A 19,155-nucleotide genomic window follows, 5' to 3' on the forward strand; every position below is an offset into this window, starting at 1 on the left:
GGACGACTGACCGGACCTACGACCCGACCGCGTCCTTCACCGGCCGGTCGAGCCGCGAGTTGACCTCGGCGTCGACCGGCGAGCCAACGACGTCCGGGCGGCCCCGGCGGTCACGGCCCGCGTGCCGGCGCCGGCCCAGGACACCGCCGAGGAGAAGACCGGCCAGCATCAGGCCGGCGGTCCGGGTCAGGAGATCGGTGATGGGCGCGCGGGACACGACGGGCGATGGCCCAGCGCCGGGGTCCGCCCCGACGCTCCAGTCGACTCGGTTCACCGTGTCGCGCAGCCCTGGTCGGTGCACGACCAGGACCAGCTCCACCGGGCCCGGTTCCGTCAGGTCCACCGCCACCGACCAGGTGTCGGCCCCTTGTGACTCCAGCTGGAGTGGTGGGTCGCGGGTCGCCCCCACGGTCAGGGCGACGCTGCGGACCGGCGCCGGGGCGGGCCGCCGCACTGACCGTAGGCCGACCGTCACCACGTTCCGGCCCGGCAGATTCGGCCTCACCGTGAGGGTCTGTTGCAGGTCGTCGACCTGAGAATTGGTCAACGGCACCGTCGGGTATGCCGGCCGGGCGACGAATTGCGGCTCCCGAGCGGGCTGACCGCTGGTCAGCAGCCCGGCCAGCAGGAGTACGACGACGGCGGCCGCCGCCTCCGATCGCGCCAGGGTCATCGAGCCATGGGCCCCTGGTCGGTTGTCCCCCACCCGAAACCGACGATGGTTCGCCAGGGCCAGCCCGGCGATGACGAGGACGATCAGAACCTTCAGGGTCAGCAGGCGCCCGTAGTTGGTGAGGAGGGCAGCATCCACCGAGCCGACCGTGCCACCGGTCAGATAGATCCCGGTGACGATCATGATCGCGAAGCACGCGCCGGCCGGGACGCCGAAGCGGCGGAGAAAATCGCGGGCCAGTGGGCGGTCCTCGCCCGGCAACATCGGTCCGATCAGCAGGACAGCGAGCAGGAGACCACCGCACCATGTCGCCGCCGACACCAGGTGGGCCGCGTCGGCCATTATCCGGGTCACGGGCAGCGCGCCGCGGGCCGCCGAATGACCCATCAGGGCCGTACCGACCCCGGTCAGGCACGCTCCGACGGCCACCAGAATGGCGCGAGGACCGCGTTGTGCGGGCGCCGAAGCGGCGACCGCCAGTACGATGAATCCGCTCTGCCGCAGCGCTTCCCGCACACCGTAGCTGCCCTGCAGCAATGCCAACGGCGACGAGCCCCCCGCTGCGATCAACTGGTCGACCGGCAGGATCGCGCCGAAGACGAATCCGGCCACCGCCCCCCACCGGGCGACGCGGCGCGCGGCGCGCTGTCGATCGACGGACGCCGGGGTCGGCCGGCCCCGGCCGAGCAGCGCCTCGGTCAACCACCCGCCCAGGGCGGCCGCCAGGGCCAGGAACATGGCCGTGCGCAAGGCTGCCTCGTCCCACTGCGGCGCGGGTTCGACGACCCCGGCCCGCGACACGGCGGTTCCGACGCCGAAGATCAGCATGCCGCCCGTTCGGTGGAGGTCGTCGCTCGACAACGTCTCCCAACGCAGCTGATAGGCATCCACCGGCAGCACGGGCATCCGGAGGATCACCGAGGCCGGCTCCTCGGTATCGCCATTCGATGCGCCCTCCAGCTTCGCCGAGATGGGCTCGAACTCCCGCCCCGACCCGGACACGAGGTGGACCTGCAGGGCGGGCAGGACGACGGACTCGGAGAATCGCAGGACGACCTCCTCCGGCGCGGCGGTCAGCACCGCTCCGTCCTCGGGCGAGCTGCTGACCAGGAACGCATGGGCACTGGCCGAGTTGATCGGCAACAACATCAATGCCGCGACCGTGCCCAGCAGAGCGGCCAGTCGGACCACGGCCGCTCGTGAGATGAACCGGAACCACATCACAGGACCGGGACGTGGTCCAGTCGCAGATCACCCGTGACGATCGACGCTTCCTCGCCGGACCGCAGGGCACCGAGCGTGTTCTGGTAGACGAAGTAGTAGGTCTGACCGGTCCGGAGCTGATGCCCTTGCCGCATCACCGACACCCGATTGGTCCGGCCGTCGCGGTTCTCGCTCACCAGGGTAGGTGGGTGCGCCACGTCGGACTGGAAGCGACTGGCCTTCTCACTGTCCAGGACCACGTAGTCCAGCAGGACCAACCCACCGTCGCCGACGACGGCGACGCGGGAGAAGCGAACTCCGTAGGTCTGCTCCTGCACGACGTTCTGCGGAAAGACCGTGACCGCCCGTTGCGCCGGAGCGGCGGTGAAGTGGAACCCGGTGACCGCGCCGAACGCGACTGCCACTCCGATCACACCGACCGCCGCGGCCTGGCGAGGGCGCTCCCGCATCCGGGTGCGTAGCTGGTTGAACACGCAGGCCTCCTAGGGCAGGGTGACGCGGGTGGACAGGAAGCTGTCGAAGTAGCCGGCGCCGGACGACGTACCGGTGAAGCCGCCGGTGACGCCGAGCAGAACCGTGTCCAGCCGCAGGGCGCTGGTGTTGCCGGTCTGGTTGGACATGTTGCTGCCGTTGATCTTCAACTGCAGGTAACCCGCCCCGGCGCCGGTCGCCGGACCGGCGGCCCAATCGACCTGCAGCACCGAGGAGCCGGTCGGTAGAACGACCCAGTTGCCGTTCACCGTGCCGCCGGCGCGGGAGAGCACGGTCCGGATCTGACTCTGCCCGCCGTTGACCCGGTACTGCACGGCGAACACGGCCGCGTTGCCGGCCGACCGCCCGTCGAACAGCGTGAGCACATTCCCGTTGCCCGGCGTCAGGGTGTTCCGGTTGAACGCGAACCGGGCGTGATAGGTGGTCTCAGCCGTCGGCGAGGCGTCCGTCAGGTACCCGGCGACATTGTTGCGGCCGCCGGCCAGAGTGACCGAGAGTCCCCGCGTGCTACCTGGTTCGACCGCGGTCTGGGCGGCCGCCGCGGTGGGTGCCACCAGGCCGGTGGTCCCGCTCCAGGCCGGGTCAGCCGGTTCGAAGTTGTTCGCGAAGATCAGGTTCGGTCTGGACACCACGACCGAAGTGCTCAGCGCATTGCTCCAATTGCCGGCCGTGTCCTGAACTCGGAGATTGAACTGCACCGTCCCGCTGGCGACGTTGACGAGCGGAACGGTCGCCACGGCATTGCCCCCGGTGACGCTGACCGACACACGGGTGCCCTTACCGACGCCGGGATCGGTTGTGCCGACCCAGAATTCGGCGCTGCCCAGACCCACCGACTCGGTGAGCGCTGCGGTCAGGGTCAGGTTCGCGGCACCGTTGGTCGGGTTCGGCGCCCCGGTCAGCGGGCCGGCGATCACCGGTGCGGTCTTGTCGACGACCAGGCCGACCGTGTACAGCGGTCCCCAGGTACCGGACGCATCCTGGCCCCGGACGGCCACTCGGTGTGTTCCATTGGACAGGGCCCTGATCTGCGATATCGGGATCAGTCCGTAAACCGATTCGTTGGCGGCGTCGAGAGCGCCGTCGACCGCGACCAGTTGCAGACCGGAACCGCCGGCCGGGTTGGGCGAGGCCGGATCCAGGAAGGTTTCGGCGTCGACCAGATTGCTCTGCGGAGCGCCGCCGGCGTCGGTGTCACTGATCTGCGCCGAAACCACCAGATATCCGGAATTGCCCTTGCTGGTCAGGATTCCGTTCGACGGATTGGGGGCGACGGCGGCCGCGATCACCTGCGGGCCGGTCAGATCCACCACCAGTTCGAGGTCCAGGACGGGACCCCAGAGCCCGAGCGAATCCTTGCTGTGGACCAGGACGTGGTGTGTGCCTTCGGCCAGTCCGGCAATCGCGGCGGCCGGGATGGTCGCATCCTCCGACACGATGGTGGCGACCCGGTTGCGGGTCATAGCGACTCCCGTCCCATCGGCGCCTTGGGTATCCAGGAAGTATTCCGCGGCGGTGATCGTCCCGCCGGCCGCAGAGTCGTCACCCGTGGCCGAGATGTCCACCGCCGTCGTCCCGTTGACCGGCGAGTCGACCAGAGTTCCACCGGATGTCTGCGGCCCGGTCTTCGGAAGGTTCAGCACCACCGAGACCGTCGACCCCCAGTTGCCGGCAGCGTCCAGGGCACGCACGTAGATGGTGTGCCGGCCGGCCGACAGGCAGTTCAGGGCCACCGGGGGCGGCCCAGTCGGCGGGCTGCAATCGGCCGCCACGGCCGGGAGAGTGCCCGTTGCCCCGGAGACACCGACCGTGCCGTAGCTGGCCGTCATCGGGATGCCGTACCCGACACCGGTCGTCACCGCGTCGTCGACCACGAACTCGGCCTGCGCGACCGGTGACCCACCGGTCGTGGCATCGCTGAGGTCGGCGGTCACCGTGACATCGACTGTGCCGTCCGACGGATTCGGTGTCGCCGTGGCATGACTGGCCACCGGTCCAACCCCGTCGGTGCTGGGCGGAGGCGCGTTGGTGTCGAGGAACGTCAGCATGCCGCCGAATGCGAACTGCAACGGATCCGCGTTGTGCTGGCCATTGTTGTCCAGGTGCATGGCCGGCTCGTACAGGGCAAGCTTGGCCTCGGGCCCGGTCGGCATCCGGACCAGCGTGTCCAGGGTCTGACCGGGCTCAACGCTCTCGGCCGTCACCGTCGACTGGTACTTCATCTGATGGCCGTCCTGGGCGATCTCCACCTGGTCACCGCCGAGCACGCTCATCGAATGGCTCTGTGATCCGACGTTGACGTACCGCAGCAGGACGTTGTGGCCCTGATCAGTACTGATCTCGTCGGTGGCCGGGTAGGGCTTGCCGTTGAAGGTGCGATATCTCGGACGGAAGTTGCGCATGTCGAACGCAAGAGGATCGGCGTTCAGCGCTGGGTCGACCTCGCTCATCACCAGGACCGCCTCGTCGTCGTAGCTCGTCGCCGGCATGCCGGCGGCCGCTCCGTACGCGCTCCCGTCAGCGGGCAGGACCACCAGGGCACCGGCCAGCCCCATGGCCACCTGACGGGCGCCGTTGCTCGTGTGTCCGGCCTCGTATGCAAACGTGCCCGGCCGGTTCGCGGTGAACCGGTAGCTACGGTCACTGCCAGAAGCAATGCCCGATGTGTCATCCCCGGTCGTCCCGGTGAAGGCCGACGGGGCCTGTCCAGGAAAGGCCAGCGAGATCTGTTGCCCTGGTAGCTGATTGTGCAGGTTGACGGTCACCTGATCACCCTGCTGGACGACCAGCAGCGGACCCGGTGCGGTCGCCGACCCGGCGGTGGCGACAGACGAGAATCCCCAGATCGGAATCGACGTGCCGAGCATCGATGCGGTGCCCGCCATTGCGAAGAGATCACAAACCGCCGCGCCCGCCGCCACCGTGCAGCCTCGCGGTGTCAGCTTTCCGACCGGGACGGCGGCCCGGACGGCGACCGGCTGGGCGGTACGCACACCGTCGGCGATCGCGGCCGACCCGCCGGCGGCCGGCACCACGACCAGGCCGGCCACCACGGCCAGCACGGCCAGGGCCGACCCGACCGGGCCGCGCCGGAGTCCCACGCCGCGGCCGACGTGCCCACGGATCGATCGGAGCTTCCCGGTCATCATCTCGGCCTTCACTGTCCCGGGCAACCGGCGGCCGGATCGATGCGGAAAATCGTCATCATTCCTCCGAAAGTCGCTCCGTAGTTGGTTGCCTGCTCCAACGCATGGCTGTGGGCGATGTGGTAGTACTCGCCACATTGATTGTTCGAGGTGATCGTGGTCGGGAGCGGATTCTTCGTGCCCAGATATCCGCTCTCGGAGAACCAGGTATCGGTTCCGACCAGGAGCTGGTCGGTGATGGCCGGAATCTGGGTCGGTATGGGATTGGTGACCGGATCCCACTGCTCGGCGTTCCGCCAATCCATCAGCACATCGAGGGTCTGCCCAGGGCCCACGTCCAGGTCGTACTTCTGGTACGAGAGGTCCTCGCCGCCCGGGCCGGCCAGTGCATGCCCGTCCCGGTCGATGACCCGTTCGTCACTTCCGTGCGGATGGAAGGGATAGTTCACGGTCCCGGCGTTCAGGTATCGGATCGTGGCCGGCAGTGGATTGCTGTTCGGGTCGTACGGCTTGATGTGTACGAATGCGGAGTACGGCTGGGCCGGCAGCCAGGACGCGCCGTTCGGGGCGATCGTGTCGGGCATGCTGCGCCCGTTGATCATGAAATAGCGGGCGGTGTAGGAATTCCAGTCGACGGGCTGGCTGCGCTCGACCGCCAGGTGCATGTCGGGGTCGATCTCGGACAGCAGGAACACGTAGTCCTGGCCCGCCGCGAATGTCGAGTCGGCCCGGTCGTTGACCTGGTTCGGATGACCGGCCGGACGGACCACGAGGGCGCCGAAAAGCCCCATCTGCACCTGCTTGTCGACGTCGGTACCGCTCTCGTACAGATAGGTACCCGGGGTGCCCGCGGTGAATGTGTAGGTCACCGAACCCTGCTGCCCGGCATCGAGCGCCGGAGCGACCTGGACCAGCGAGGTCAACGACCCTCCCGGATCGAACTGGGGCTGGGCCGGATTTCCGTTGGCCTTCACCCCCTTCTGCCCCGGGAAGACGATCGACGTCGCTTCCGGCAGGGCGTTGTGCAGGACAACCGTCACCGGCTGTCCCGATTGCACACACAGGGTCGGGCCGGGCAGCTGAAAGCCCCGGCTGGTCTTCCCGTAGCTCCACATGTAGATCGAGTTGCCGTCGGGAGTCGAGACGTAGCCGTCCTGAGCGGTCAACGAGAACGTCTGATTCACGTCGGTCTCGCACACGGCTCCGACCGCCGGGACGGCGGCCGATGCGTTCGAGGGCAGGAATATCAACGATCCGAGGAGCAGGACCCCGATACCGGTCGCCGCCCGCAGGCGACTTCGCCTGATCTTCTGGGGGATGTTCATGGTCGCGTCTCCGTCACGTCGTGCCGGCTCAGGTGTTCGCGGACAGTTGCGTCGGGTAGGTCCCGGTCGGGCCGACGACGATCTTGGTCATCATGCCGCCGTATCCGGGGCCTCCGCCGTTCTCGAGGTAGGAGTACTTGCGGTCGTACAACAGGTATTCGCCGGGTGCCGGAGCGGTGAACAGGACGTCGCGACTCTCCCCCGGACCGACGTCCACCGTGTTGGTCGTGATGTAGTTGGTCGTTCCGTCCCGGCCTCGCAGCAGACTCGCGTCCTTGGCCACTATCCGCAGATCGATGTTGTCGACCGTCATCGCGTGGTTCTGGTATCCCAGGTTCGACAGACGCAACAACACCTGTTCGCCGACGTTGCAGGTCACCAATGACGAGATCGGTTGATACTGCAGACGTCCGGCCGCGGTGGACATGGGATCCCCATTGGGCGCGACCGTGTCCGGGTAGGCGCGGCCGTTCATCAGCCAGAAGCTGGGGTCGAAGTCCGTCCAGTCGTTGACCTGGATGTGCGCATCCCGGTAGTGGGCGGCGGACCACAACTCGGTGATCATGTAGGCGAACTCGCGGTCGTAGCGGGTCGAGCCGTCACCGTCGTTGTAGGCGTACTTGGTCCCGACCGGATCACCGGCCACCGGAGTCCGGTTCTGTTTCGGCCGGACGAAGACCATGCCCGTCATCCCCATCTGCACGTGCTCCACATCTTCGAAATGGCAGTGATACATGTAGGTCCCGGCGTCGTGAGGCCGGTAGAAGTAGGTCAGATCACGACCGACCGGCACGGCCAGGGACAACTCCGGCACCCCGTCGAACAGCGGGATGGCATTCACGAACCCGTGCCAGTGCAGGGTGTGACCGTCGAACAGATCGGGGCGTTGCAGCAGGCCGAGGTTGGACAGCGTCAGGTAGATGTCGTCCTCTTCATCGAAACTCAGCATCGGGGCACTGATCTGTGCCTTGCCGCGCTGCGCGGCCACCTGGGTGGCGTCCAGCCCGGTGACATCCCGGAAGCCGAAGACGTAGGTGTTGAACGGGCTGGGCGCCAGCGCATCCGGGAAGAACGGCGGGTCGGCGGGGGCGTTCGCGGGCATCCCGACCCAGCCGTCGGTGCCGACCAGGTGCACCCGCTTGACCGGATGGGCCGCAGCGGCTGCGGCCCTGACCGACCCGGCCGCCGGCACCGAGCCGGATGCCGACGCGGACCCTGCGGTCAACACATCGGAACCGGTGACCACCCCGGCGATGACGCCGGTGCCGCCGATCAGGAACGAGCGTCGCGACAGCCTCGACTTACCTTCGGTATCGGTCACTGGTCTCTCCGCATGGTGTGAGGTGGTGAGGGTCTCGTGCTGCCGGGGCGGTGCTCACGGGCTCATCTGGTCGGAGCCGGCGTCGTACCGAGCAGCGGCACCGGTCTGGGTCGGTCGGGTGTCGCCGTCGATATCGGCCGACGGCGCGCTGACCACGTAGGTCCAGGCGTTGACCCCCGGCCCCCACCGGACCACGGTGGACGCGGCGCCCAGTCCCCGCGCGCTGGAGGGAGTGGCCGGGGCGACGACCGGCGCCAGGTGGTAGTCCCCCATCAGCGACGGGGGCAGCAGCTCGGCCACGATCACGGCCTGCCGGAAGGCCGGGTAGGTTCTCGAGGCCAGGATGTTGACCGTCACGTCGTAGCCGGAAGCAAAGCCCGGATCGACGAAACTGTTGCTCGGATCGGCGGTCACGTCGGTGCCGTCCTGCAGGACGGAACGGGTCGGGGTCAGGGTACCGGTCACGTCGGTGACGCCCATGTCCCAGTTGTTCACACTGTTGTCGGATCCGTCCGGCAGTTTGCCGCCGATCCCGTAGACCCACCCTCCGGCAAAGCTGCCGGCCCGGTTGTCCCAGAAGACATCATTGAGCAACGTCGGTTTGCTGTAGGTCGTCGCACCGAGCGTGGCCGCGTTGGTGAACGTCCGCAGGCGAGCTTGCAGCGGGTCACTGTTGGCCGCTGTCGAGAGACCGGCCGGGGCCGGGGTCCCGTCGCTGGTGACGGCCGTGGCCGTCGTCAGGTTCTTGGCCACCGTGTTGTTGACGATGTTCACGAAAGCGGCGTCGTCCAAGGCGATCCCACCGCCCTCGTGAGCCGAGACATTGTTCACCACCGTGTTGTTGGTGATGTTGATCGTTTCCGGATTGGTTCGGGAGATGTGGGATCCGCTGGTCTGGAGCAGTCGGATGCCGCCACCGTCGTCGCTGGCCAGGTTGGCCGCAATGACGTTTCCGTCGATCGTGACCGGACCCGATCCTTCCGAGAGCGTCGTCGAGGTGCGCGGCAGTTCGCCGGCGACCATGATCCCGCCGCCCTCGTCGTACGAGGAGTTGAACCAGATCCGGTTCTTGGTGATCGCCCCCCCACTGGACCCGCCGGCGTTGCTGTTGTATCCGAACGCCGAGATGGCGCCTCCGTACTCGGCCGAGAAGTTTCCGCAGATCGCGTTGCCGGTGATCTGGTAGCCGTCGCTCCCGCTGAACAGGCCGATGCCTCCGGCCAGATTGGTGCCGCCGTTGTCGCGAATCTGGTTGCGCGCCAGCAACAGGTTGTAGTTGCGGTTCGAACCGACATACGGGGTTCCAACCCGGACCCCGCCACCGTAGGAGCCTCCGTTTCCACGGATGATGTTGTCGGTCAGTTGCAGGTTGCGGACGTTGTTGTGCAGGTATACCCCGCCGCCCTGCGTGATCAAGGCCCCGGCGGCGCCGTACGGCGTCTTGATGCCCCCGGAGATCTCGTTGACGTTGACCGGTAGATCGGACTGCGCCCCTCCGGTGATGGTGAACCCGTCGATGGTGACCGGGTAGCTGTTCGGAAGAGCCGGGCCGGCCGGGTCGTCGAGCACGGTCACCACCGCCGCATCAGGAACGGCCGGGTTCCCGGAGTAGGTGAGGCTACCGAGCAGGCCGACCCAGTTGAGGCCGCTGGCGTTGTCGGCGTTGAATCCGGAACCGTCCAGAATCGACCCGGGGACGAAAGAGCCATCAGGACGGAATCCGCCCGGACCGACGCCCTGCAGATGGACCTGGTGGTGCACGATCAGGTTCTCGTTGTACTCCCCCTGAGGGTTGTCGGTGGTCGGGGTGGCGGGCCAGACGACCACCAGGTAGAACTTCGTCGCCGTCGTCGGTCGGGCCGCTTCCAGGGCACGCTGCACCGAGGTGAACGCTTTGCCCGGTCCGACCTCGACCAGCCGCGGGTTGGTCGCCGTTGTCCCCGGGGTGGAGGTGGTGCTCTTGTCGAGAACCTGGATCGTCAGTGAATTGACCGACGTTCGGCCACTGGAATTCGTGATGCTGACGACGGCTGCCCCGGACGCGGTTCCGGCCGGCACGACGAACGCGATCTGACCGTCGGACCACGAGAGAATGTTGGCCTTCGTCACGTCAATACCGTTCAGTTTCAGCGTGTTGGTGCTGGTGTCGGTGTTGGCACCGAACCCGAAGCCGGTCACCGTCACCGTGCGACTGTCACCCGGAGTGTTCTTCCGAACGTAGGGACGATCGACGGCCAGCAGTTGAGGCACGTCGCCGCCGAGATCGCACATCGTGGGATTGGCGACGGTGGTGTCGGGAGCCAGGGCGGTGCTCGCCACCTGGGTGGGCGCTTCGTCGGTCACGGTGAACAGCCCGGGCCAGCCCTGGAAGTTCGTCGCGATGGTGCGGAACCGAGGGTTGTAGTCGGCGTTGAGCGCGCCCGGTTGCCCTGGGTCGTTGCCGACGAACCGATACATGTTCGGGCACGGCCCAGCCGGCACCGGGCAGTTGAACGTGTCGGTGGACGGCTCAAGCGCTTCGTACAGGCCGTTGAAATCGGTATGCGTGGTGTCGACCAGACGACCGGACCAGTCGTAGAGACCGACCGGAACGAACGGCAGGCCCTGCGCCTCCCCGTAGTTCACGCTGCGCTTGTCGAGCGTCAGCCCCAGGTCGTTGAGGGTCAGGCCCCAGAAGTGCGTCGGAATCGGCACGTCGGTGAACAGGTTGAAGTTCGGGGCGGTGGATTGACCCGTCCGCACCGTGACGAGCTTGTCCGTGCAGTAGGGCCGGTCCTGCCCTTCGAACGGGCTGCCTCCGGCGGCCAGGAAGGCGGCGTCGGTGACGGCGACCTTGTGCAGTGCCCCGACGCAGGGCGAGATGATCCCGGCTTGCTGCGACGGCGGCTGAGTGGGGGGCAGCGGCGTCGCATCCGGCGGTCCGGCGGGGTCGTTCGCCGCGGCCACGGTGGTGGGAGGATAGTTCTGCTGCGGCAGGTAGGAGTCTCCGTCGAAGACATTCACGTCCGCCTCCGAGGTCACCTTGTACATCGGCCGGCCGTCCACCGGGTCCTTGGGGATGTCGACCGACACGATGTAGTCGATGGCCGGCAGATCCTCTTCGTCGTAGCCGTTGGCGGCCAGGTCCGCGTACAACGGCAGGTCGTGGCCGGGAGCCGGGTTCTTGGCGTTCCCGGGCGGATACAGATTCAGCTTCGAGGTCGCGAACCCGTAGTTGCCGTTGACCGTCTGGGCGATGTTGCCCGGTGTGCTGTCGCTCGGGCCGACGGCCACACCCATCATCGGCGCCTCGACGCAGAGCGTGTTGGCGGCCGCGCCGAACTGGGGCAGCGCCTGTTGATCGGTGAGCGGTTGCCCGTTGTACATCCGGGCGGTGCAGCCACGAGGCGGGGCCCATTCCTCCGAGGTGTACGTGTCCTGGACCTTCGGGCCCTTCACGAACTCGCCGCGCCCCGGGTCGGGATTGACGATGGTGGCCGAGGCGTCGTTCGGATCCTGGATCCGCAACGGGACGATCTGGTATCCCTGACGGCACTCGTTGGCCACATCGGCCGCCGCGGCCGTGCAGGCCTTGGGGACATAGAGGTCGACCGGAACGCCGGGGATGCCCGGCTGGTACGGCTCGGTGGCTGCGTCGGCCGGATCGAGTTCGTTGCGAGTGGTGTCGTAGGTGACGGTGCCGACGATGCCGCCATTCATGCCGGTGTCGTAGGGTTCCACGCCCCAGTCGATCTCGCCACCGAGGCCGATGATCGGCAGGAAGTTCAGATCGACCAGTGATCCCAGTTGAGTGGTGGCCTTCGTCTCGTTCTCGCCTTTGTAGGTGATCCCGGTGGTCCGGTAACGGGTGTTGAAGGCTTCCAGCACCAACCACTTCCCCAACGGGTAGGTCTCGCGGATGTCGTAGAACCCGTTGACGTCGGTCGTCGCCGTGTTGGTGGCCTGGTCCATCAGCGAGTTGTCCCGCTCGCGGACGGTGAGGCCGAACTGCGGAACCGCCTTCTCCCCCGGATCGAGTTTGCCGTTGCCGTTGCTGTCGATGAACACCTTGCCGTAGACGTGCGTGAACCAGCCGACGATCATCTTGTTGCCCACGTCGGTGACCCCGCCGCCGCTGACCTCGACGTTGAAGGACCACAGGATGTAGTCCTGGTCGTCGTCCCAGATCGACAGCTGGTAGGTGCCGTCAGGGACGTTCTTGATGTCGAACGAACCGTTGACATTCCCGCGGCCGACATAGACCTGGGCGTCGCCGGCATCGAGGTCGGACAGCGCGATCCATGGTTGCTTGATCGGGCCGCCCGACTTGGCCCCGGCGAATCCGGTCTCCGGAACGACCTGGCCGTTCTGCCCCCCGACGTAAGGCAGACCGGCTATGGCCACCCCCTTGATCTCACCGGTCGGAACATTCGTCCTCGGGACCGCGATGCTCTGCGTCTTCACGAACCCGAATTGCACGGACGGCACCAGTTCGGCACCTTTGGTCTGCTCGGTGTCGAAGCCAGTTGCGCCCTCCTGGCTCCAGATGTCGTGATCGTGGCCGCCTTCGAGCGTGGTGGTCTGCACCCACTGGTAGGTCTGGCCGGCCACTGGTGCCGGCGGGGTGACCGTGGCTGCGAACCGGTTGGGGCCCAGGTTGGGAATGGTGATCTGGCCGCGGCTGTCACTGGTACAGCGCCCGGTCGAGGCGGGATCGACGATCGGCTTGTTGTCGGCGTCGAAGGCGATCGGGGCGTTCGGTCGCTGAGCATCGGCGTACAGGGTGGCGCCGACCCGGTGCATGTACTTGGTGCACAACGCGTTTCCGTAGTAGTCGGTGCTCACCGTCCCCAGCACATCGGTGAGGTGCGCGGTGAAACCGGCCAATCCGGCCTCGGCGTCGACTTCGTAGGTGGCGTCGACCGGCATGTTGTCGTTGAAGACCTCGATGCGCAGGGTCGTCAGCGGAAGGGGCGTCGGGTCCATGTCGACCTGCACCGAGGTCGTCCCGCCGGCCGACACGGTGAAGTGCTTGCCGTCGATCTTGAATCCGTCCGCGGTGACCGAGATCAGATACTTTCCGGGGGGCAGGTCGTTCAGCGCCTTGCCGGCGTTGAGATCGCTCTGGTTCCCCTGGGCCACAATGGGAGCCATGCCCGAGGTGACCCGGGTGGACGGCCATTGGCAGGTGTCTGCATACTGCGGATCCGAACTCCCGCCGGGTGCGGTGGAGGGAAGGCATCGGGACAGACCCGGATCGGCCGCGGTCCCGGGGTCCCCGGTGTCGTCCCGGTTGATCAGCCATTTGTAGTCGGTGACCGGATCGCCCTTGTGGACGAACCCTGGTCCTGAGTTGACCGAGTTGGCGCTGCGCACCTTCAACGTGATGGCGCCCGCCGCGTCCGCGGCGGCGGCCGGGACAACGCCCGGCGTTGACCCGCGGCCGACGGCGGCCCCAGCCTGCACGGACCCGAGGATCAGCAGAACTCCGAGCGCCGCCCCGAGTTCCCGCCGCATGAACTTCCGACGTCGAGTCATGATCCACTCCTGTCCGCCGAATCCATGCCGGCACGCTCCTGGGGGCGGTACAAAGGTCCGGTATCGGGACGACCGACAGTTGCTTTATGACGAAGTTGTCATCCCCGGTCGCCCATTTGCCGCAACGTCACCAGCCGGCGAGGCCAATCGCAGCCGGGCTTACGCCACCGTCCGTGACCATCGGGCCGCCGAACGGCGTGCCTCGTCCCGATTGCCACGTATCGTCGGCTTGTGCTAGACAATGCGCGTCGAGTGCACCGCCGCAGACCAGCATCGGGATCACCATGGATCATGTTCTTGTCGTCGAGGACGAGCCGAGCCTGCTCCTGCTGTTGAGCCGGTTGCTCGCCGGTGCCGGCTACCAGGTCACTCAGGCCAGTAACGGACAGAGCGCCCTGCGGTGCAGTCTCCGTCAGCAATTCGATCTGGTCATCCTCGATCTCATGCTGCCCGACCTCCGCGGTGAGGATGTCCTGGCCGAGTTGTTGGGTTCCCGCGCCGAGACGAAAGTCCTGGTGTTGTCATCCGTCACCGACCTGTCCCGGCGGGTGGGCGTGTTGGATCACGGAGCCGTCGACTTCCTGGCCAAGCCCTTCGCCGGCGCCGAACTGATGGCTCGGGTGCGGGCCCGTATCCGCCACGGCTCGGGCGACCGCACCGGTTCGATCCGTCGATACCTGACCGGAGCCGGTCTCGAACTGGACCTCGAGCGGCACGAACTGATCATCGACGGACGCCGCATCGATCTCTCGCAGCGGGAATTCGCCCTGTTGGCCCACCTGCTGCATCGAACCCCAGCGGTCTGTACGCGGCAGGAACTGCTGTCCGACGTCTGGGGCCTGAGCTTTGATCCCGGAACGAATGTGGTCGAGGTGTACATGCGCCGACTGCGAGCAAAGCTGACGATCAGTCGAATAGAAACGGTGCGCAATGTCGGATACAGACTCGTCGCCTGTTAATCGCCCCTTGGCCGTGGCCTGGGCGGTGTTTGCGACAGGCAACATCTATCTCACGTTCGTCCTGCCGGGCGCAGAGACCATTCCGTACCACCTGGTATGGGCCAGTTTCGCCTTGCTCTACGGTCTCTACCCATGGCCGCTACGGGCCGCCTGGACGGCCTTCGCGTTGATCACCGTGGCCACCGGAACGGCCTTTGTGAGCCACGCCCTCGACCAAGTGATCCCGTGGTCGGAATGTTCGGAAATTGTACTCATGGGGGTTATCCTGGCCCTCCTGATGTGGCATGTCGAACGCCAGCGAGCCACTCGCCGGACCCTGCTCGACGTTCAGGCTCAAGAACGAACCTGGGCGCAGCGACGGGAGACGACGGCTCGATTCGGAACGCACGAGGTGCGGACCCGACTGGCCATCGCGCGGGGTTTTGTCGAGCTCATGGGCTCGTCGACCAGCGATAGCGGCATGCGCTCGGATGCGGCCCTGGTCCTGGGAGAACTGGACAAGGCGTCGGCAATCGTCAGCGGCCTGTTGACGCTGGCCACTGTGGGTGAGCCCAGCAGCCGAGTTTCCTTCAGTCTGCGTGATCTGCTCGACTCGATCTCCCGACGATGGGTGAGTTCGGCCGATCGTGAATTCTCCACCGACAGTTCCATCGGCGAGATCGAGGGAGACCCCGAGCGGTTGGAAGCTGCGCTCGACTGTCTGATCGAGAATGCGGTGAAGTTCACCGAACCCGGGCAGGCGATCGACATCACCGCCCGGGCCGACCGGGGCATCCTGGTGGTCACCGTGACCGACGAAGGAATGGGCATACCGCAGGACGAGCTCGGTCACGTCTTCGAAATGTTCCGCACGGGCAGCACCGCGGGTCGGCGCGCGGGCAGCGGGCTGGGCCTGTCGATCGTGAAAGCCATGGCCGAGTCGAGACGAGGATCGGTATCGGTGACGAGCACCGAAGGGCAGGGCAGCCGATTCACACTGCGCCTACCCCTGATCGAGGGCGACACCGCGATCATGGCGTGGGAGTCGTCGGCCCCGCCGGCGACCCTGGCCGCCCGGGGGTGAGATCGACCACCCGGAAGCCTGACGCGATCGTCACGGACCTGGGTGCCGACCCGGAAGGTGCGAACCGCCCCTAGATGAAGAGAAGCTGTGCCCCCTCGGTCTTCTCGATGAAATCGGCGGCGCTGATGATCCCCTCGACATCGTCGTACAGATCGGCCTCGGAGAGATGGTTCATGTCCGCCGACATGCGGCAAGCCCAGAGATGACCACCCGAGGCGACGATCATGTCTAGGAACTCGGGGATCTCGGGCACACCGACGTCGGCGATGGACTTCTTCAGTCTCGAGGTTGCCACGGAAGTCATCCACGGCAGTCCACCCAGGCCCTGCGGCATGTGCGTGGCCGGGTTCCCCAGGACGGTGAATTTCAGATCGTTCATGGTCTGCTTGTTGATCATCTCGAACCCCCAGAAGGTGAAGAACAGGTGCGTCTCGACACCGTCGCCCAACGCCGCGTTCGCCAGCACCAAGGCTGGGTAAGCCATGTCGAGCGTTCCTTTGGAGCAAATGATGGCAAGCTTGCGCCCGGAAGCGACCGCATCGAACTGCGGCACGATCGCGGGCTGTGATTCGGTGGCGGTCATGATTGTCTCCGTGGGTTTCCGATGAACATTCGAGGACTTCTAGACGCAGCCGATCGGCTTCGGCAGGCCGGCAATGTAGGCCATCTTCTTGGCCGGTTTCTGCGGGAACAGAGCGAACAGCGCTTTGACCGGGACGCCGCCGACAGCGGAGACCCGCCGAAGAGTTGCCGTCTCACCCCGCTCGGCGAAATCCGACCGGAGAAATTCCAGGACTTTCCAATGAGCATCGGTGAGTTCGATACCTATCTGGCCGGCCAGCGTGACGGCCAGATCGCGGCTCCATTCGGCGGGGTCGGTGAGGAATCCCTCCTCGTTGACGTGGACCTGGTGTCCGGCGAGTGTGGTCACAGGCATGTCTTTTCCTCACGTCTCGTTCTTCTTGCCGACCATCGACATCTTGTCCGGCAGTGGTAGGGGTCGTCCGGGGAGCAGGACGTTCCAGTACATCCAACGGAACGCCAGCTTGCCCAGGTGGTTTGCGCGCGTCTCCTTGAGGAGGCTGAATGGTCCCACGACCGGGACCGGGTACTTGCCCGGCAGCGGTTCGGTATCATAATTGAAGTCGATCAGCAGGCCCTTGCCGTCGCCGGATTCGATGAAGCAGTTCGCGTGACCGTCGAACGATCCGGTCATCTTCTTTCCGGCGATGTGCTGAAGGAAGTTGCCCACGAAGATGTCAACGGCGAAGTGGGCCACCGACCCGGCTTTGGAGGCGGGAATGTCCGAGGCGTCCCCGACCGCGAAGATGTTGGGGTGCACGGTGGACAGCAAGGTGTGCTTGTCGACCGGGACGTAGTTCAGGTCGTCGCCGAGACCCGAGCGGGACACGAATTCGGCCCCCATGTTCAGGGGAATGGTGACCAGCAGGTCGAAGGGAACGGTCCGCTCATCGTAGGAGACCAGCGACTTCGACGTCGAATCGATCCGCTCGACCAGGAAGTCGGTCTCGACCGCGATGTTCCGGTCGTGCAGCATGGATCCGAGATGGGCCGACGAGATTGGCTTGGTGAATGCTCCCGACAGCGGCGTCACATAGACCATTTCCACCCGGTCCCGGATCCCGCGCTGCCGGAAGTAGGCATCGGACAGGAAGGTGAACTCCAGCGGGGCGACCGGGCATTTGATCGGCATGTCGGTGATGTGCACCACGAAACGGCCGCCGTCGAATTTCTCGAGCGCACCGGCCAGGGCCTGCGCCCCGTCGAAGCTGTAGAAGTCGAAGATGCTCTCCCGCCATTGCGGCCCTAGCATTCCCTCGGTCTGGTCGGGCCGGGGGGTGGCGCCGGAGGCGATGACCAGATAGTCATAGGGCACCTGCCGCCCATCGGCCAGGATGACGCAGTTCCCGTCGGCGTCGACACGGTCGACGTCGCCGATGACAAAATTGACGCCGTCGGGCAGAAAGGTGTGACGGGACCGGCTCACCTGCGCGGCCGAATAGACGCCGAAGGGAAGGAACAGATATCCCGGCTGGTAGGGGTGAACGTCATCCCGGTCGATCACCGCGATCTCCCAGTCGTCCGTCTTCAGTTCACGGCGCAGTTTGTTGACGATCATGGTGCCGGCCGTGCCACCACCCACAACTACTAGTCGCTTCACGGCGCACCTTCTTCGGGTCCGAGCAGATCCTGGTGACGCCGACGGTAGCCCGGCCCCGGACCAGGAGGCAGGGCCGAAAGTCCCGATAGCACGAACGTGCCGATCGCGGGCCGGGTCCATTGTCATCACGGGACTTTGGGCCCTGTCGGTGCCGAGAACGCGCCGCGTAGATTGGCGGGCAAATCGACGAGCGGTGGGTGGTCACAGTCATCAACATCGACATGACGCCGCCGGCCTGCCTGCCCCCGGAAGGCCGGGACGCGTTCCTCGCGGTGGCCTCGCACTGCACCGTGCACAACACTCTGGCCACACCACCGACGACGGCGATCACCTTGACCGAAGCGGCGTCGGCATCGTCGGGTGGGCCCGGCTGACAACACGCCGACCGGCGGCTGTGCGGCCGGCGGAACCGGCTGCCCTCGATCGAGAGGATCTGCGTATGCGCTCCGGCGGTGTCGACCACCCGGTCGCGACGGCCTTGCCGAACTGGGGCTGCGTGCTGGCCGTGGTTGCCCATCCCGATGACGAGTCCTTCGGGCTCGGCGCGATTCTGGACGCCTTCAGGACGAACGGGACCCGGACCGCGGTGCTGTGTCTCACTCACGGTGAGGTATCCACCCTGCGTAGCGACACCGGGGTGCTGGCCGAGTTGCGCGAGCGTGAGTTCGGTGCCGCCGCCGAGTTGCTGGGCGTGGGCTGGGTTGCCCTGCGCGACTACCCGGATGGGGGTCTGCCACAGGTGTCGCCAGGCTTGTTGTCCGGTGAGGCGGCGGCCGCCGTGGCCGCCGTCGAAGCCGACGGTCTCCTGGTCTTCGACCCCGGTGGCGTGACCGGCCACCCGGACCACGCCGCGAGCACGGCGGCGGCATTGCGGGCGGCCGCCGAACTCGACCTCCCCGTCCTGGGGTGGACGCTGCCGGACGACGTGGCCGCGCAGCTCAATCGGGAGCTGGGCGCCACGTTCGCGGGTCACCGGCCGGACGACATCGATATCGCGTTGCCGGTGACCCGCGCACGTCAGCTCGCGGCAAGTGCGGCTCACGTGAGCCAGGCGATCCCGACCAGCGTGCTGTGGCGACGGCTGGCCCTGCTCGGCGGGACCGAGCACCTGCGCTGGCTCCGGCCGCCCGGTCTCAACGGCACGGGCACCGTCGCCGGCCCACCGCAGGCCGGCCCACCGCACGCCGGCCCACCGCAGGCCGGCCCACCGCAGGGCGGCTCCTGATCCGCTCCCGAGCCCCGGACGGGTCGGC

13 protein-coding genes are annotated in these 19,155 nt (G+C 66.7%); 4 read left to right on the top strand and 9 right to left on the bottom strand.

Annotated elements, in window-relative coordinates; genetic code table 11:
- Window positions 1-16: 16 nt before the first annotated feature.
- From BLS97_RS21465 to BLS97_RS21490, 6 genes are read right to left on the bottom strand one after another with little or no spacing between them, the layout of a single operon-like run.
- Entirely contained in the window at window positions 17-1,894 is a 1,878-nt protein-coding gene (locus BLS97_RS21465) for a copper resistance CopC/CopD family protein (RefSeq protein ID WP_090480367.1), read from the bottom strand.
- On the bottom strand, window positions 1,894-2,370 hold the full coding sequence (locus tag BLS97_RS21470) for a hypothetical protein (protein ID WP_090480371.1): 477 nt from the start codon (window positions 2,368-2,370) through the stop codon (window positions 1,894-1,896). Before BLS97_RS21470 ends, BLS97_RS21465 begins: the two co-directional genes overlap by 1 nt.
- Window positions 2,371-2,379: 9 nt before the next feature.
- Entirely contained in the window at window positions 2,380-5,535 is a 3,156-nt protein-coding gene (locus BLS97_RS21475; protein ID WP_157695606.1) for a multicopper oxidase domain-containing protein, read from the bottom strand.
- Window positions 5,536-5,546: 11 nt separating this feature from the next.
- Window positions 5,547-6,860, bottom strand: coding sequence for a multicopper oxidase domain-containing protein (locus BLS97_RS21480; RefSeq protein WP_090480375.1), 1,314 nt, complete (start codon window positions 6,858-6,860; stop codon window positions 5,547-5,549).
- Between the two features lie 28 nt (window positions 6,861-6,888).
- A complete protein-coding gene (locus BLS97_RS21485; protein ID WP_090480377.1) occupies window positions 6,889-8,181 on the bottom strand; it encodes a multicopper oxidase domain-containing protein in 1,293 nt (430 codons plus the stop codon).
- Window positions 8,182-8,235: 54 nt separating this feature from the next.
- Window positions 8,236-13,698 carry an IPT/TIG domain-containing protein gene (locus BLS97_RS21490; RefSeq protein ID WP_157695607.1) on the bottom strand — a complete coding sequence of 1,821 codons (5,463 nt, stop codon included), beginning with the start codon at window positions 13,696-13,698 and terminating at the stop codon, window positions 8,236-8,238.
- Between the two features lie 284 nt (window positions 13,699-13,982).
- Between BLS97_RS21490 and BLS97_RS21495 the strand changes: the two genes are divergently transcribed.
- Complete coding sequence (locus tag BLS97_RS21495) at window positions 13,983-14,657, top strand: response regulator transcription factor (RefSeq protein WP_090480384.1); 675 nt, start codon at window positions 13,983-13,985, stop codon at window positions 14,655-14,657.
- Window positions 14,658-14,670: 13 nt separating this feature from the next.
- Window positions 14,671-15,720: a sensor histidine kinase gene (locus BLS97_RS21500; RefSeq protein WP_231988600.1), complete on the top strand. Its 1,050-nt coding sequence runs from the start codon at window positions 14,671-14,673 to the stop codon at window positions 15,718-15,720.
- 70 nt (window positions 15,721-15,790) lie between these two features.
- On the opposite strand, the gene BLS97_RS21505 is transcribed toward BLS97_RS21500, so the two are convergent.
- Genes BLS97_RS21505 through sqr form a run of 3 tightly spaced genes read right to left on the bottom strand, consistent with a single transcriptional unit; the run spans window position 15,791 to window position 17,902 of the window.
- Window positions 15,791-16,303: a DsrE/DsrF/DrsH-like family protein gene (locus tag BLS97_RS21505; RefSeq protein WP_090480390.1), complete on the bottom strand. Its 513-nt coding sequence runs from the start codon at window positions 16,301-16,303 to the stop codon at window positions 15,791-15,793.
- Between the two features lie 39 nt (window positions 16,304-16,342).
- On the bottom strand, window positions 16,343-16,657 hold the full coding sequence (locus tag BLS97_RS21510) for a TusE/DsrC/DsvC family sulfur relay protein (RefSeq protein ID WP_090480393.1): 315 nt from the start codon (window positions 16,655-16,657) through the stop codon (window positions 16,343-16,345).
- 9 nt (window positions 16,658-16,666) lie between these two features.
- A complete protein-coding gene (gene sqr, locus BLS97_RS21515; protein ID WP_090480395.1) occupies window positions 16,667-17,902 on the bottom strand; it encodes a type III sulfide quinone reductase, selenoprotein subtype in 1,236 nt (411 codons plus the stop codon).
- A 197-nt stretch (window positions 17,903-18,099) separates the two neighbouring features.
- Between sqr and BLS97_RS23120 the strand changes: the two genes are divergently transcribed.
- Both BLS97_RS23120 and BLS97_RS21520 read left to right on the top strand, forming a co-directional pair.
- On the top strand, window positions 18,100-18,276 hold the full coding sequence (locus tag BLS97_RS23120) for a hypothetical protein (protein WP_157695609.1): 177 nt from the start codon (window positions 18,100-18,102) through the stop codon (window positions 18,274-18,276).
- 65 nt (window positions 18,277-18,341) lie between these two features.
- A complete protein-coding gene (locus BLS97_RS21520) occupies window positions 18,342-19,127 on the top strand; it encodes a PIG-L family deacetylase (RefSeq protein ID WP_090480399.1) in 786 nt (261 codons plus the stop codon).
- Window positions 19,128-19,155: the final 28 nt, after the last annotated feature.

It is taken from the genome of Nakamurella panacisegetis (assembly GCF_900104535.1).
GTDB lineage: Bacteria > Actinomycetota > Actinomycetes > Mycobacteriales > Nakamurellaceae > Nakamurella > Nakamurella panacisegetis.

Excerpts from the sequence above, each read along its gene's own strand:
- BLS97_RS21465 (WP_090480367.1), bottom strand. The coding sequence starts at position 1,894 with ATGTGGTTCCGGTTCATCTCACGAGCGGCCGTGGTCCGACTGGCCGCT.
- BLS97_RS21475 (WP_157695606.1), bottom strand. The coding sequence starts at position 5,535 with ATGACCGGGAAGCTCCGATCGATCCGTGGGCACGTCGGCCGCGGCGTG.
- BLS97_RS21480 (WP_090480375.1), bottom strand. The coding sequence starts at position 6,860 with ATGAACATCCCCCAGAAGATCAGGCGAAGTCGCCTGCGGGCGGCGACC.
- BLS97_RS21490 (WP_157695607.1), bottom strand. The coding sequence starts at position 13,698 with ATGACTCGACGTCGGAAGTTCATGCGGCGGGAACTCGGGGCGGCGCTC.
- BLS97_RS21495 (WP_090480384.1), top strand. The coding sequence starts at position 13,983 with ATGGATCATGTTCTTGTCGTCGAGGACGAGCCGAGCCTGCTCCTGCTG.
- BLS97_RS21505 (WP_090480390.1), bottom strand. The coding sequence starts at position 16,303 with ATGACCGCCACCGAATCACAGCCCGCGATCGTGCCGCAGTTCGATGCG.
- BLS97_RS21510 (WP_090480393.1), bottom strand. The coding sequence starts at position 16,657 with ATGCCTGTGACCACACTCGCCGGACACCAGGTCCACGTCAACGAGGAG.
- BLS97_RS21520 (WP_090480399.1), top strand. The coding sequence starts at position 18,342 with ATGCGCTCCGGCGGTGTCGACCACCCGGTCGCGACGGCCTTGCCGAAC.